Here is a 13,469-nt window from a genome sequence, read left to right as displayed (position 1 = left end):
TCTGTGGCATGACCGAGCAGCTTCAGGATCAGCGCACCATCGGCGCTCCCGTGGTGAGTCTGGCGATGCCGCGCATGCGGCGGCAGGCCGGCCGTTTGAAAGACGTCCCGGTTGATGGCGAGAAGAAAGTCCTGCTCGCGGCGCCGCGCGGGTATTGCGCCGGCGTGGACCGCGCGGTTGTCGCGGTCGAGAAGGCGCTGGACCGCTTCGGCGCGCCCGTGTACGTGCGCAAGCAGATCGTGCACAACGTGCACGTGGTGCGCACGCTCGAGAAGATGGGCGCGATCTTCGTCGACGAGGTCGATGAGGTGCCCGAGGGCGCGAACGTCGTCTTCTCCGCTCACGGCGTCTCACCCGCGGTGGTGCAGGCGGCGGACGATCGTGGGCTGCACGCCATCGACGCGACCTGCCCGCTCGTCACGAAGGTACACCGCGAGGCCGTTCGTTTCGCGAAGCAGGACATGGAGATCCTCCTGATCGGGCACACCGGCCACGAGGAGGTCGAGGGCACGAGCGGCGAGGCGCCGGATCACATCACGATCGTGAACTCGCCCGATGACGTGGACTCGCTCGAGGTCAAGGATCCGGAGCGGCTCGTCTGGCTGTCCCAGACCACGCTGTCGGTGGACGAGACGATGGAGACGGTGCGCCGCCTGCGCGAGAAGTTCCCGAAGTTGCAGGATCCGCCGAGCGACGACATCTGCTACGCCACCCAGAACCGCCAGGTCGCGATCAAGAAGATCGCCCCGAACGCGGACCTCGTGATCGTCGTGGGCTCGTCCAACTCCTCGAACTCCGTACGCCTCAAGGAGGTCGCGCTCGAGTACGGGGCGAAGGCCGCGTACCGGGTCGACTTCGCGAGCGAGGTCAAGCAGGAGTGGCTTGACGGCGTCCGCACGGTCGGCGTCACGAGCGGCGCCTCGGTCCCCGAGGTGCTCGTGCAGGAACTCCTCGACGACCTCGCCGACGCCGGCTACGCCGACGTGCAGGCGACGGTCACGGCGGAGGAGGACCTGGTGTTCTCGCTCCCGAAGGAGCTGCGCCAGGACGCCAATGGCAAGCGCGATGCGCGCGCGCTCGGCGGCCGCGTCCGTTAGCTTCCGCGGGCATCGCAGCAGCTTTCGCGGGCCCCACTGGGTCGTTGCCCGACCTCACACGAGCGCGGGGTGGTTCTCCGCGTCCAGGTCACGCTCGCGCAGGCGGTAGCTCCGCAGCGTCACCAGGCTCACCGCCATCAGAACTGCCGGGACAAGGCTGAAGCTCAGCGAGATCGCGGTGAGCGCCGCCGAGGGCTGCTGCGCGCTGTGCCCGGCGACCGACTCGACGTAGCCGGTAGCCGCGAGGGCAACCGCGAGCAGTGTCGAGCCGAGTGCCAAGCCGGCCGTCTCGCCGGCGGTCCAGACGCCGCCGAAAATACCCGCCCGACTGTCGGGCGTCTCGCCTGCGATGAGCGCTGCTCCCGCTGCCACCCCGTCCGGCGACCACCCCTCGGCCGCTGCGGCCCGGCGAAGACCGCGCGCATCGTGAACGATCACGTCGGACAGCATCGCCATCGGGAGGGACTGCATCCCGGCGTATGCCGCGCCGGCCAGCCCCACCGGCACGACGATCCACCACCCGGGAAACCACACCATCCCGATGAGCAGGATCGTGGCGGCGAGAAAACACACGCTCGCGGCGCGGAGAGCACGGTCCTTGCCCACCCTGTTCGAGATGACCCGCCACACCGGGGCGACCAGGAAAGCAGGCGCGATCAGGGAAACGAACAGGATGGTTACGGCGTCCTCGTCGTGCAGCACCCAGGTGGCAACGAACTGCGCCCCCGCGAGCATGAGTCCGGTCGCGATGCACTGGAGGAGATACGTGGTCATCAGGGCCTGGAACGGGCCTTTGGTGCGCAGCACGGCGAACCCGTCGCGGTAGTGCGCCAGCGTGGCGGCCGCGGGAGTTCCGGCGGTGGAGGAATCGGCCACGCCGCGGGGGACGGGCTTGCGCGGTGCAACCGTGGAAGCGACCGCGAGCCCGACCGTGAGGATGAGCGCAGCGCCGACCGCCATAGCGAAATAGCCGAGCGGCGGGTTCTGCGGGAACAGACTGCGGATCTCCGGACCGCCCGCGCCGAAACAGAGAATCGCCGCGGCCATCACGACAACGCTCCAGGTGAGGAGGCGCGTGCGTTCCTGCGCCTGGTTGGAGAGCTCGGCCGGGAGCGAAATGTAGGGCACCTGGAAGAGGCTGAAGCTGGTGGCCGCGACCACGAACGCGAGAAGCACCCACACTGCGGCGAGGGCCGGCGGAGTGCCAGCGGGAACGGAGAAGGTGAGCACGAAGGCGATTGGCAGGCCGAGCGAACCGAGCAGCATGAGCCCGCGCCGGCTCCCCGTCCGCGCGAGCGCGCGATCGCTGAGGCCGCCGATCAACGGATCGATCAGAACCGTCCAGATCTTTGCAAGGGTGACGATGCCGCCGGCGACGAGCGCGGTCACCCCGAGGGAATCGGTGAGGTAGTAGATCAGAACGAGGCCGGGCAAGGTCGAGAAACCGCCGGTCACGAGCGAACCCGTGGCAAAGCGGGCGACCGTTGAGCGCGGGAGTTCCGTGCGGGGAGCGAGGCCGCCGGTGGCCTGATTCGACGCCGAATTCATGCGATTACTGTAGCGATGCTCACGCCTCGGCGGTGAGGAAAATGTCTCGCGAGGCGGGCGTACTCACAGTGACGAAAGACGGCCGCTCGATCCGGGCGCTGCGCGTTCAGAGGCCGCGGCGTCCGGCCCGCATGTTGGGACCGAACGCCGCGAGCGCGGAAGACTCCCGCGCGGGTGTGCACCGAGCTACGGCGTCGGTGTCTCCTCGACATACTTCATCATGCGATCCAGAGACCCGTATGGGTCCGAATTCATGGTCTGCATGAGGTCGGGGATGCTGGCCATCGCGATCATCGACACGGCCATGATCACGACGAACGCGATGCCCGCGGCGACGAGCGGCACCCAGAAGGCGAGCTTGTTCGCGCGGATCCGCTGGATCGAGTAGATCACGTTGAGTGCGTAGACGAGCAGCACGACGAGTCCGGCGACCGTGCCCACGGGGCCGACCCACTCGGGCACCGTGACCTTTTCGAGGCCGATCATCTCGCCCATCAGGTGCATCTGCTGGACGATCGCGAATCCTGAGGCGGCCAGGTTGAGCGCGCCGAACGCGCCAATGGCGAGCAGGATGATCGTGATCACGCGGTCGGCCGTGCGCGGCTTCCCCTGGGCGGGGGCGTAGCGGGGCTGCTGCGGCTGCTGCGGCTGCTGCGCCTGCTGCGGCTGAGACTGCGGGGCCTGATGCGCTGGGCCTCCGGGGCTCGTGGCGCGGTAGGGCGCGGGGTCGCCGCTCGTGGGGTTCGCGCCGGGGGCGCGCTGCGCGCCAGCCGATGGGACCCGGGAACGCTGCGGGGCCTGGCCGTCGGTGGGCCGAGCGCCGAGGTTGTGCGGGACGCCGGCCGGGACGCCGGTGCGCCCGCTCGCGTCCGTGGCGGTGGCGGCGGCTCCCGCGGGGGCGCCGGGGGTGGTTTCCTCGGCTCCCGGGGGTGTCCAGGACCAGCCGTCCGGGGCGTACTCCCCATACTCGGGACGGGGGCGCTCCGGCTGCTGCTGGGCGGCGGGCTGCGCCTGCGGCTGCTCTTCGGGGTGCTCCGTTTCAGGGGCTGGCATCAGGCGCTCACCGACTTGCCCGCCGAGCCGAGCTGTTCGGCTGCGAGGGCGATGCGTGCGGCCATGCCGGTCTCACCGAGCTTGCCGTATGCGCGCGGGTCGTAGGCCTTCTTGTTGCCCACTTCGCCGTCCACCTTGAGGACGCCGTCGTAGTTCTTGAACAGGAAGTCGACGATGGGGCGCGTGAACGCGTACTGGGTGTCGGTGTCGATGTTCATCTTGATGACGCCGTTCGAGACGGCCTCGGCGATTTCCTCGGCCGAGGAACCGGATCCGCCGTGGAAGACCAGGTCGAGCGGCTTTTCGCCCGTGCCGTACTTGGCCTGCAGCCCGGCCTGGATCTCTGCGAGGAGTTCGGGGCGGAGCTTCACGCCGCCCGGCTTGTAGACGCCGTGGACGTTGCCGAAGGTGAGGGCGGTGAGGTAGCGGCCCTGCTCGCCCAGGCCGAGGGCCTCGACGGTGGCGACGGCGTCCTCGAGGGTCGTGTAGAGCTGGTCGTTGATCTCGTGCGCGATCCCGTCTTCTTCGCCGCCGACGACGCCGATCTCGACCTCGAGGATGATCCCGAGGGCCGCCATGCGGGGGAGGAGTTCCTTCGCGATGTCGAGGTTTTCGGTGAGGGGCACGGCGGAGCCGTCCCACATGTGGGACTGGAAGTAGGGCAGGCCGCCCTCCTTGACGCGCTCTTCGCTGGCGGCGACGAGGGGCAGGACGAAGCTCTCGAGGTGCTGCTTGGGGCAGTGGTCGGTGTGGAGCGCGACGGTGACGTCGTAGGCCTTCGCGACCTCTTCCGCGTACTTGGCGAAGGCGATGGCCCCGCCCGCGCGGTTCTTGACGGTGTGGCCGGCGAAGTAGTCAGCGCCGCCGAAGCTGACCTGGATGATGCCGTCGGATCCCGACTCGGCGAAGCCCTGCAGGGCGGCGTTCAGCGTCTGCGAGCTCGATACGTTCACCGCGGGGAAGGCGAAGCCGCCACTCTTCGCGGCGTCGAGCATTGCGGCGTACTGTTCGGGGCTGGCGACGGGCATGTGGGCTCCTTGGCGTCTTGGCGGATCGGCCTGGCGTCCGTGCCGGCCCCGCGCGTGTGTGCGTGGGCCTCTGGTGACACGGTCGTGTTCTGGCCGCTTCGGCCTCCCAGTCTACGCGGTAGGCTTGGAGTCATGACTGAACCTGACTCGCTTGGCGATTGGCAGCCCGACCGTAACCTCGCGATGGAGCTTGTCCGCGCGACCGAGGCGGCCGCGATGCGTGCGACGCCGTGGATCGGCCGCGGTGACAAGAACGCTGCGGATGGCGCCGCGGTTGACGCGATGCGCCGCTTCCTCTCGACGGTGAATATGACCGGAACGGTTGTTATCGGTGAGGGTGAGAAGGACGACGCCCCGTGGCTGTATAACGGCGAGGTCGTGGGCAACGGCGAGGGCGCTGACTGCGACGTTGCCGTCGATCCGATCGACGGCACGCGCCTCACCGCGGAGGGGCGCCCGGGCGCGCTCTCCGTGATCGCGGTCGCGGATCGCGGCAGCATGTACGATCCCTCCGCGGTGTTCTACATGGACAAGCTCGTGTGCGGGCCCGACGGTGTCGGCGTCGTGGATATTCGTCGCCCGATCGGGGAGAACATTCGCGCGCTCGCTCGCGCGAAGAACGTCGACGTGTCGGATATCCGTGTTGCGGTGCTCGATCGTCCGCGTCACGAGGGGCTGATCCGTGAGATCCGCGAGGCCGGCGCCGGGACGCGCCTGCTCATGGACGGAGATGTTGCTGGCGGCGTGAACGCGGCCCGCTGGGATTCCCGGATCGACATGTGCGTGGGTATCGGCGGTACCCCCGAGGGCATCATCACCGCGTGCGCGGTGAAGGCGCTGGGCGGCGTCATCCAGGGGCGTCTGTGGCCGAAGGATGACGACGAGCGTCAGCGCGCGATCGACGCGGGTCACGATCTGGACCGCGTGCTCGAGGCCAATGACCTGGTCGCGAGCGACAACTGCTACTTCGTGGCGACGGGTATCACCTCGGCCGATTTCGTTGAGGGCGTGCAGCGTCGCGGCCCGTTCGTGCGCGCCGAGAGCATCGTGATGCGTTCGCACTCGGGCACGATCCGCCACGTCATTAGCGACATGGATCCGAACCGCTGGGACTAGTCTCCGCGAGGATCGGCGCGCTCTGGTGAGCGAGGCCCGATCGGGATAGGGATCGAACGGGGTCCGGGCAGTGCCCGGGCCCCGTTTCGCGTGTGCGGGGCCGCTGAGCTTCGCCCCGGTGTCGCGGCGCGCATGGGAGCCTCCGATCCAAGGTCATTCCTTCGGGCGGGCTATTCCGCGTGCCGTTCGGTGTCGCCCCACAGTTCGTCGAGCTCGCCGTTCGGCGCTGCCTCGGCGGCGCCGCTGACGGCGCTGCTCTCCGCGCTCGGAGAGGATGCCCTGTTTGTCTCGGCCTCGGCCTCGGCGTCGAGCTCGGCCATGTCCGCGAGGACGTCGTCGAGGACGCCCTGCTGGCCGCCGGTGTCAAGGGTCTCGACGGCGCGAAGCCGGCGTTCGACGGCGCGCGTTCGCACGCCCGCCTGCTGCACGGTGTTCTGCGCGGTCTGCAGCTGTTTTTCGAGCTTTTCCCAGACCCGGCCGTACTTTTGAAACTCGAGCTTCGCGGCGCTGAGCACCTGCCAGACTTCGGAGCTGCGTCGCTCGATGGCGAGCGTGCGGAACCCCATTTGGAGGCTGTTCAGGAGCGAGGCAAGCGTGGTGGGGCCGGTGATGAGCACGCGCTGTTCGCTCTGCAGACGGCTCGCGAGGCCGGGCCGGCGAATAGCCTCTGCGAAGAGGCCCTCGGTGGGGAGATACATGATCGCGAAGTCGGTGCTCTGCGGTGGTGAAATGTACTTTTCCGAGATGAGTTTCGCCTGCGCAAGGATGACCCGCTCGAGCGTCTTGGTCGCGGCCTCTACGGCCTCGCGCTCGCCGGCCTCTTGGGCCTCGAGGAGGCGCTCATAGTCCTCCTGCGGGAACTTCGAGTCGATGGGGAGGTACACCGGTTTCTCGTCCTCGCCGCGGCCGGGAAGCTTGACGGCGAACTCCACGCTGTCGCGCGAGCCCGGGCGGATGACCACGTTCTCCTCGTACTGCTCCGGGGTGAGGAGATCCTCGAGTTGCCGCGAGAGCTGCACCTCGCCCCAGCTGCCGCGCGTCTTCACGTTCGTGAGCACGCGCTTGAGGCCGCCAACGTCCGAGGCGAGCGACTGCATCTCGCCAAGGCCCTTCTGCACCTGCTCGAGGCGATCGCTCACGAGTTTGAACGATTCACCGAGACGGCGCTCGAGCGTGCCCTGCAGTTTCTCGTCGACGGTCTCGCGCATTTTCTCGAGCTTCGCTTCGTTGCCCTGGCGCAGCTTCTCGAGCTCCTCGCGGAGCGTGCGCTGCAGTTCCTCCTGCTTCTGCACGTGCGTTTCGGTGAGTGTCTGCATGCGCTGCGCATTCTCATCCAGCGAGGTCTTGAGCGAGGACTGCAGCTTCTCGCCCACGGTGACCCTGACCTGTTCGAGCTTCGCATCGTTCGCCGCGCGGAGCTCGTCGAAGCGGCTCTCCACGGATGATTTGAGCTCAGCGTGTGACTCCGCGCTCGTCTTCGCACCGGCGTGGATGCGATCGGAGAGGCCGACGAGCGAGCGCTCCAGGAGCTCACCCTGGGCCCGCTGGGCGGCATCGCGCGACTCGCGCTCTCGGGCGAGCTCCTGCGCCTGAGCACCGGACGTTGCCCTGATCAAGGTGTCGAGCTGCTGCTGACCCATTGCCAGCGACTGCGCGAGCTCAGCGCGCTGAGCCGCGAACTCCTGGCGAAGTTCACCGCCGACCGCGCGGAGCTCTCCGGGCTGGCCGCTGCCTCCCGGAACGGCGCCCCGGGTGCGAAGCAGGACGATGGCGATCAGCGCGATGAGCAGGACGAGGTTCGCGGAGAGCAGCACGATCGCGAGCGTGTTCATACGGGCGGTCCTTCCGATGGGGTGTTGGGGTCAGGCTATGACTGACCACTGACACGGACGGATCCATCGTTCGAATCCCCGTTCCCGTCGCGCGTCCGGGAGCGCTAGAGCTTCAGGGGGATGGCCTTCAACTGCTGAAGCCGAAGCCCGGTCTTCTTCGTCAGCTGCGCGACGTCGGCGACCTCGTGGCGGCGCGCGGCGTCGATGATGATCGCGGCGCAGGCCTCGGCGTCCGCGAGCGCGTCGTGGTGCGCGAAGTCGCCGAATCCGGCGGCAGCGGCGGCGAGCGGAAGCCGGTGCGACGGAATGTCGTAGGTGCGGCGCGACATCTGCACGCTGCACAGGTACTTGAGCCGCGGCGTCGGCGTGATCGTCTCAGCGCAGGCTGCCCGGATCACGCCCATGTCGAAGCTCGCGTTGTGCGCCACGACGACATCCGCGCCGATGAACCCCGTCAGATCGGGGAGCTGATCGGCCCATTCGCGGGCGTCCTCCACCATTTCGGCGGTGATCCCGTGAATCTTGACATTGAAGCGCAGGAACTCGGCGTGCCCTGGCGGCGGCTTGATGAGCCAGTTGATCCGCTCCACGACCGCGCCGTCCCGAACTCGCACCAGTCCAACGGAACAGGCGGAGGAGGGATGGCTATTCGCGGTCTCGAAATCGATCGCGGTGAAGTCGACGGGCACGCGACTAGCCTGTCACACCCCGCTGACACTCATGAACGGCCCGCTGGAAGACCAGATGGATGGCACTATTGATCCATCCCGGGCGATCGCGCGGGCGCTGATTCACCTCACCCCACCCAACCCCACACCTCACCCCAGGAGTCACCCATGGTCCCCGCGATCAACTATCTGGCCGTCGTCGCCGCCACCCTGTCGACCATGGTGGTCGGCTCCGTCTGGTACACCCCGAAGGTGTTCGGAAACGCCTGGATGCGCCTGGCAAAAGTCACCCCGGGTGGCGGCAAGTCGGCGGTGGCCCCGATCCTGATCACCCTCGTCGTCAGCTTCATCACCTCGTGGGTGCTCGCGGGCGCCATCTGGATCGCCTTCGAGTTCTACGGCGGATCGTTCCTCGTATCGGCGCTGCTCACCGGCGCGGTGCTCTGGGCCGGGCTCACGGCGGCCCGGTTCATCACCCACGACGCCTTCGAGGGTCGCCCGCCGGCACTCACCCTCATGAATTGCGCCCACGAGTTCGTCACGATCATGGTCGTGGCAGCGATCATCGGCGTCTGGCCCCCGGCCCTCGGCTCGGTGGGGAGCTGAGCCCGGGCAGCGGGTAGACTGAACCCCCGTGGCTCTTACTATCGGCATCGTAGGTCTTCCGAACGTCGGCAAGTCGACGCTCTTCAACGCGCTCACGCACAATGACGCGCTCGCGGCGAACTACCCGTTCGCAACGATCGAACCGAACGTTGGCGTGGTGAACCTGCCGGATCCGCGGCTCGACAAGCTCGCGGAGATCTTCGGCTCGGAGCGGATCCTCCCGGCGCCCGTCAGCTTCGTCGACATCGCCGGTATTGTCCGCGGCGCGAGCGAGGGCGAGGGCCTCGGCAACCAGTTCCTCGCGAACATTCGCGAGGCGGACGCGATCGCCCAGGTGGTGCGCGGATTTTCCGACCCCGACGTGATCCACGTCGACGGCGACATCAATCCCGCAAGCGACATGGAGACGATCAATACCGAGCTCATCCTTGCCGACCTGCAGACGATCGAAAAAGCCCTTCCGCGCTACGAGAAGGAGCTGAAGTCCAAGAAGATCGACCCCTCGGTCGTGTCGACAGCGCAGGACGCGATCAAGGTGCTCAACGAGGGAACCCTGCTCTCCCTTTCCGGACTCGATCTGGAGCCGATCCGCGAACTGGGGCTGCTCACGGCGAAGCCCTTCCTCTACGTGTTCAACGTCGATGAGGGCGTGCTGCAGGACGCAGGCCGTCTTGCTGAACTCGCCGAGCTCGTCGCCCCCGCGAAGGCGATCTTCCTCGACGCCAAGCTTGAGAGCGAGCTCATCGAGCTCGACGAGGACGACGCCGCCGAACTGCTCCAGTCGATCGGCCAGGAGGAGAGCGGTCTCGACCAGCTCGCTCGCGTCGGCTTCGATACCCTCGGCCTGCAGACGTACCTGACGGCGGGCCCCAAGGAGGCGCGCGCCTGGACGATCAAGAAGGGCGCGACCGCCCCGCAGGCCGCTGGCGCGATCCACACGGACTTCGAAAAGGGCTTCATCAAGGGCGAGATCATCTCGTTCGAGGACCTCGTCGAGACAGGCTCCGTGGCCGAGGCCCGCGCCAAGGGCAAGGCGCGCATGGAGGGCAAGGAATACGTCATGCAGGACGGCGACGTCTGCGAGTGGCGGTTCAACGTCTGACCCCAATGCGCGGATAGGGCTGAGTGACGTGAGTTTTCAATGGGGATCTCTGGCCGAGTGGGTCGGTGGCCTCGGTGGGTTCCTCGCTGCATGGGCCGCGGTCGTTGCGTGGCGCGTGAACCGGCGAATGCTGACCGTAGAAGAGCAGCGAGATCGAGACGCCGAGGCCCTGAGGCGGACCGCAGCCGATGCGCAGGCCCGTGAGCAGGCCGGGCTCGTATTTGTTCTCGGTGCCAAGCTTCCGGATCGAAGCCGGGACGAGGAATGGGCGCTTTTCCTGTTCAACGGTTCTTCGAAGCCCGTTTTTGACGTTTGCGTGGAGAGCCAACGACTGAGCGGTGGCGTCCAGAATCATTCCCTCAATCTGGGGGCTTTGCCTCCGGGGCAATTCGTTGTTCCCAGTGATCCCACCTATCACTGGGGCACACTCACGGATCTTTCGCTCTCGCCGGAACGGGTACACCTTCTGGTGAAGGGAAAAGGCACGAAAATGATCGTGAGGGTCAACTTCCGTGATGCGCAGGGCCTGCGATGGACGCTCGAAGAGGGGACCGGACTCACGCGGCAGGTCGATCCGCCAGTTGAGCGGTCCTGATCCTGACGGAGCCCAGCGCTCAGGGGCCCCTCAGTAACACTGCACGATTCCCCGCATAGCATCCTGAAGGTCCATTGACAGCGCCCACGCGTGCGAGGAGCATTGCCCCCATGAGCCTCTACATTTCTTGCCCAGTGGAAAACGTTGAGCGGGCGACCGCGTTTTATGCCGCACTCGGCTGGCCGCTCAACGCCGAGATGTCGAACGATGGCGTGTCGTGCATTGCGATCGCGCCGGACCAGTTCCTCATGCTGTCGAGCCGCGAGATGTACGCGAGTGTTGGCGGCGTGGAGGAGCTGATCGGTGGGCCGGACACGCCCTCGAAGGTGACGCTCTCGTTCGATCTGGAGAGCCGTGAAGCGGTCGATGAGCTCGTCGAGCGAGCCGCTGCCGCGGGCGCACGGATCGGTGACACGGACGAGTACCCCTTCATGTATCAGCGCCAGTTCGACGACCTCGACGGCTACCACTATTCGCCCTTCTGGATGAAGCCGACGGGTGAAACGGCGGCTTGACCGGGGCGTGAAGCCCGGGTGCCACGCCCGGCGGGCAGGCATCGCCCGTGGCGGTGCGCGTTGTGGCAGGGTGTCAGGCAGTGATGCATGACAAACAGCTGTAGCCGGATAAGGCCTGCGGCGACAGGAGGATCAATGTCTGACACGCTTCCCGCCTGCCCGGAGTGCGCCGAGTCGTACACCTACGAGCTCGGGGCCCTGCTCGTGTGCCCGATGTGCGGACACGAGTGGTCCGCCGATCAGGCCGAGCCGGCCGCTGATGCCGACAGTGCCACAGCGGATGCGGCGACGATCACCGACGCGGTCGGCAATGTGCTCGCGGACGGCGATACGGTCACGGTCGTGAAGGATCTCAAGATCAAGGGCGGCGGTGGGGGAACCGTCAAGGTCGGCACGAAGGTGAAGGGAATCCGCCTCAACCCGTCCGGCCCTGACGGCCACGATATCGACGCGACGGTGCCCGGATTCGGGCGGATGAACCTGAAGTCCAGCGTCGTGAAGAAGGTGCTCTAACCGCGCTGGATCGGGAACCGCCGTTTCGCGTCCGCGGGACCCCCGCGACGCACCCGGTTTTCCTCCCGTTCACGGACGATTCACGCCCATATACTGGCCGGAGGCTTGATCGGAGCGAGTCCCGGGCGGAGGAATGATGCTGATCGCGGTGGCCGGAGCAACGGGTGCGGTGGGGGTGCGTGTCATTCGACAGGCCGAGCTCGCCGGTCACGAGACACTCCCGATCGCCCGCTCGCTCGGCATCGACCTGCTCTCGGGTGAGGGCCTGCGACTCGACGGCGTCGACGCCGTGATCGACGTCTCGGGCGTGACGGCCACCTCAGCCCGCAAATCGGTCGCCTTCTTCACGAGGGCCACGCAGAACCTGCTGCGCGCGGCGCGCGAGGCCGAGGTGAAGCACTACGTTCCGCTGTCGATCGTGGGCGCGACGAAGGCGCCGCACGGCTACTACGCCGGAAAGGCTCGACAGGAAGAGCTGGTCGCGGCCGGATCCGTGCCGTGGACGGTGCTGCGTGCCACCCAGTTCTTCGAGTTCGCAGAGCAGTACGCCGTGAAGACGGGGCCGTGGCGCGCGCTCCCCGAGATGCGTTGTCAGCCCGTGGCTGCGGAAACGGTTGCGGAGCGGCTCGTGGAGCTCGCGAGCGAGTTTTCGCAGCGGCAGGCGCTCGAGACCGCGGGCCCGGACCGGATGAGCATGGCCGACGTACTCAGAACGCGGCTCGCGGCGAAGGGCGAGTCGCGGAGGGTGGTCGAGCTGGCGCTTCCCGGCGCGTTCGGCAGGGCGCTCCGGGACGGGACGCTGATCCCTAGTTCGAAAGCCCTGATCGCGGGCCCGAGCTGCGCGGAGTGGGCGCGGGCCTAGCTGCGCGCCCCGGTGCGCGTCGCGCCGATCCCCGCGGTGATGACGAGCGCGATCCCCACGACCGCGAGGGGCGTCGGAATCTGATGCAGGATCGCCGCCCCGATCACGAGCGCGAACGCGGGCTCGAGGCTCATGAGCGTGCCGAACGTCGCGGTGTTCAGTCGTCTGAGCGAGAGCAGCTCGAGGATGAACGGCACGAGGGGGAGGAGCAGCGCGAGTCCGAGCCCGGCGAGGAGCACCGTGAGATCGAGCTTCGCGAATAGCGCTGGCGTGATCGTGAAGCTCGCCACGACGGCGGCCGTGGGGATCGACACGGCGAGCGCGTTGAGTCCCTCGACGCTGTCGCCGGCGCGCTGGGTGAGCAGAATGTAGACGCCCCAGCAGGCCGCGGCGCCGAGGGCGAAGAGAATCCCGATCGGATCGGCCCGCCCGTGCCATGGCTCGGTCAAGGCGATGACGCCGGCCGCCGCGACGATCGCCCACAGGCGACTCCTGCCGGTTCCGCGTGCGACCGCGACGCCGAGCGGCCCGAGGAACTCGAGGGCGCTCGCGGTACCGAGCGGGATGAGCATCACGGCGCACATGAAGAACACCGTCATCCCGGCGGTCGCGGCCCCGAGGGCCACGCACGTCCAGAACGCCTTCCGCGTGAACGTTGCCCGCCAGGGCCGCGCCACGACGAGGAGGATCAGCCCCGCCCAGACGAGCCGGAGCCAGGCGACCCCGGTTGGACCGAGCTGCTCAGACAGCCCCACGGAGACGGCGAGCCCGAGCTGCACGCAGCTCATCGAACCGATCGCGAACAGCGCTCCGACCCGTGGAGCTGAGGCTGATGCGGCGGGTGAGGGCATCAGGCCAGTACAGCAGTTCGAGGGGATCGGTGTCCACTCGGCTCGGCGGGAGCCGTCGCCGCGACCAGCTCACGGCGTCAGGG

14 protein-coding genes are annotated in these 13,469 nt (G+C 67.7%); 8 read left to right on the top strand and 6 right to left on the bottom strand.

The genetic code is table 11. From position 1 onward, the window contains the following. Nucleotides 1-65: 65 nt before the first annotated feature. Entirely contained in the window at nucleotides 66-1,097 is a 1,032-nt protein-coding gene (locus JD292_RS11290) for a 4-hydroxy-3-methylbut-2-enyl diphosphate reductase (RefSeq protein WP_200133004.1), read from the top strand. A gap of 54 nt (nucleotides 1,098-1,151) precedes the next feature. On the opposite strand, the gene JD292_RS11285 is transcribed toward JD292_RS11290, so the two are convergent. The 3 genes from JD292_RS11285 to fbaA all read right to left on the bottom strand — a co-directional run bounded on the left by JD292_RS11285 (nucleotide 1,152) and on the right by fbaA (nucleotide 4,726). Continuing rightward, entirely contained in the window at nucleotides 1,152-2,645 is a 1,494-nt protein-coding gene (locus JD292_RS11285; protein ID WP_200132852.1) for an MFS transporter, read from the bottom strand. A gap of 186 nt (nucleotides 2,646-2,831) precedes the next feature. After that, nucleotides 2,832-3,698, bottom strand: coding sequence for a DUF6264 family protein (locus tag JD292_RS11280; protein WP_200132851.1), 867 nt, complete (start codon nucleotides 3,696-3,698; stop codon nucleotides 2,832-2,834). Then, nucleotides 3,698-4,726, bottom strand: coding sequence for a class II fructose-bisphosphate aldolase (fbaA, locus tag JD292_RS11275; RefSeq protein ID WP_200132850.1), 1,029 nt, complete (start codon nucleotides 4,724-4,726; stop codon nucleotides 3,698-3,700). Before fbaA ends, JD292_RS11280 begins: the two co-directional genes overlap by 1 nt. Nucleotides 4,727-4,858: 132 nt before the next feature. Here fbaA and glpX point away from each other — a divergent pair, with 132 nt between their 5' ends. Continuing rightward, entirely contained in the window at nucleotides 4,859-5,842 is a 984-nt protein-coding gene (glpX, locus tag JD292_RS11270; RefSeq protein WP_200132849.1) for a class II fructose-bisphosphatase, read from the top strand. Between the two features lie 170 nt (nucleotides 5,843-6,012). Here glpX and JD292_RS11265 read toward each other — a convergent pair whose 3' ends face one another. Together JD292_RS11265 and JD292_RS11260 are read right to left on the bottom strand one after the other, a co-directional pair. Next, a complete protein-coding gene (locus JD292_RS11265) occupies nucleotides 6,013-7,674 on the bottom strand; it encodes a DNA recombination protein RmuC (RefSeq protein WP_200132848.1) in 1,662 nt (553 codons plus the stop codon). A gap of 104 nt (nucleotides 7,675-7,778) precedes the next feature. Beyond that, nucleotides 7,779-8,363, bottom strand: coding sequence for an exonuclease domain-containing protein (locus tag JD292_RS11260; RefSeq protein ID WP_200132847.1), 585 nt, complete (start codon nucleotides 8,361-8,363; stop codon nucleotides 7,779-7,781). A 147-nt stretch (nucleotides 8,364-8,510) separates the two neighbouring features. On the opposite strand from JD292_RS11260, the gene JD292_RS11255 reads away from it, so the two are divergent. The 6 genes from JD292_RS11255 to JD292_RS11230 all read left to right on the top strand — a co-directional run bounded on the left by JD292_RS11255 (nucleotide 8,511) and on the right by JD292_RS11230 (nucleotide 12,535). Beyond that, nucleotides 8,511-8,948 carry a DUF1761 domain-containing protein gene (locus JD292_RS11255; protein ID WP_200132846.1) on the top strand — a complete coding sequence of 146 codons (438 nt, stop codon included), beginning with the start codon at nucleotides 8,511-8,513 and terminating at the stop codon, nucleotides 8,946-8,948. A 28-nt stretch (nucleotides 8,949-8,976) separates the two neighbouring features. Further along, on the top strand, nucleotides 8,977-10,050 hold the full coding sequence (gene ychF / locus JD292_RS11250; protein WP_200132845.1) for a redox-regulated ATPase YchF: 1,074 nt from the start codon (nucleotides 8,977-8,979) through the stop codon (nucleotides 10,048-10,050). 127 nt (nucleotides 10,051-10,177) lie between these two features. Continuing rightward, on the top strand, nucleotides 10,178-10,645 hold the full coding sequence (locus JD292_RS11245) for a hypothetical protein (protein ID WP_200132844.1): 468 nt from the start codon (nucleotides 10,178-10,180) through the stop codon (nucleotides 10,643-10,645). Between the two features lie 110 nt (nucleotides 10,646-10,755). Beyond that, complete coding sequence (locus tag JD292_RS11240; RefSeq protein WP_200132843.1) at nucleotides 10,756-11,160, top strand: VOC family protein; 405 nt, start codon at nucleotides 10,756-10,758, stop codon at nucleotides 11,158-11,160. A 135-nt stretch (nucleotides 11,161-11,295) separates the two neighbouring features. Next, entirely contained in the window at nucleotides 11,296-11,673 is a 378-nt protein-coding gene (locus tag JD292_RS11235; RefSeq protein WP_200132842.1) for a zinc ribbon domain-containing protein YjdM, read from the top strand. A 136-nt stretch (nucleotides 11,674-11,809) separates the two neighbouring features. Further along, on the top strand, nucleotides 11,810-12,535 hold the full coding sequence (locus JD292_RS11230; RefSeq protein WP_200132841.1) for an SDR family oxidoreductase: 726 nt from the start codon (nucleotides 11,810-11,812) through the stop codon (nucleotides 12,533-12,535). On the opposite strand, the gene JD292_RS11225 is transcribed toward JD292_RS11230, so the two are convergent. Next, nucleotides 12,532-13,386 (bottom strand): EamA family transporter, encoded by an 855-nt coding sequence (locus JD292_RS11225; RefSeq protein WP_200132840.1) that lies wholly within the window; start codon nucleotides 13,384-13,386, stop codon nucleotides 12,532-12,534. The genes JD292_RS11230 and JD292_RS11225 overlap by 4 nt on opposite strands. Between the last annotated feature and the right edge of the window lie 83 nt (nucleotides 13,387-13,469).

Source organism: Leucobacter edaphi, assembly GCF_016522535.1.
Lineage (GTDB): Bacteria > Actinomycetota > Actinomycetes > Actinomycetales > Microbacteriaceae > Leucobacter > Leucobacter edaphi.
Note: the sequence above shows the minus strand (reverse complement) of the source record. Positions and strands in the feature narration are given on the sequence as shown.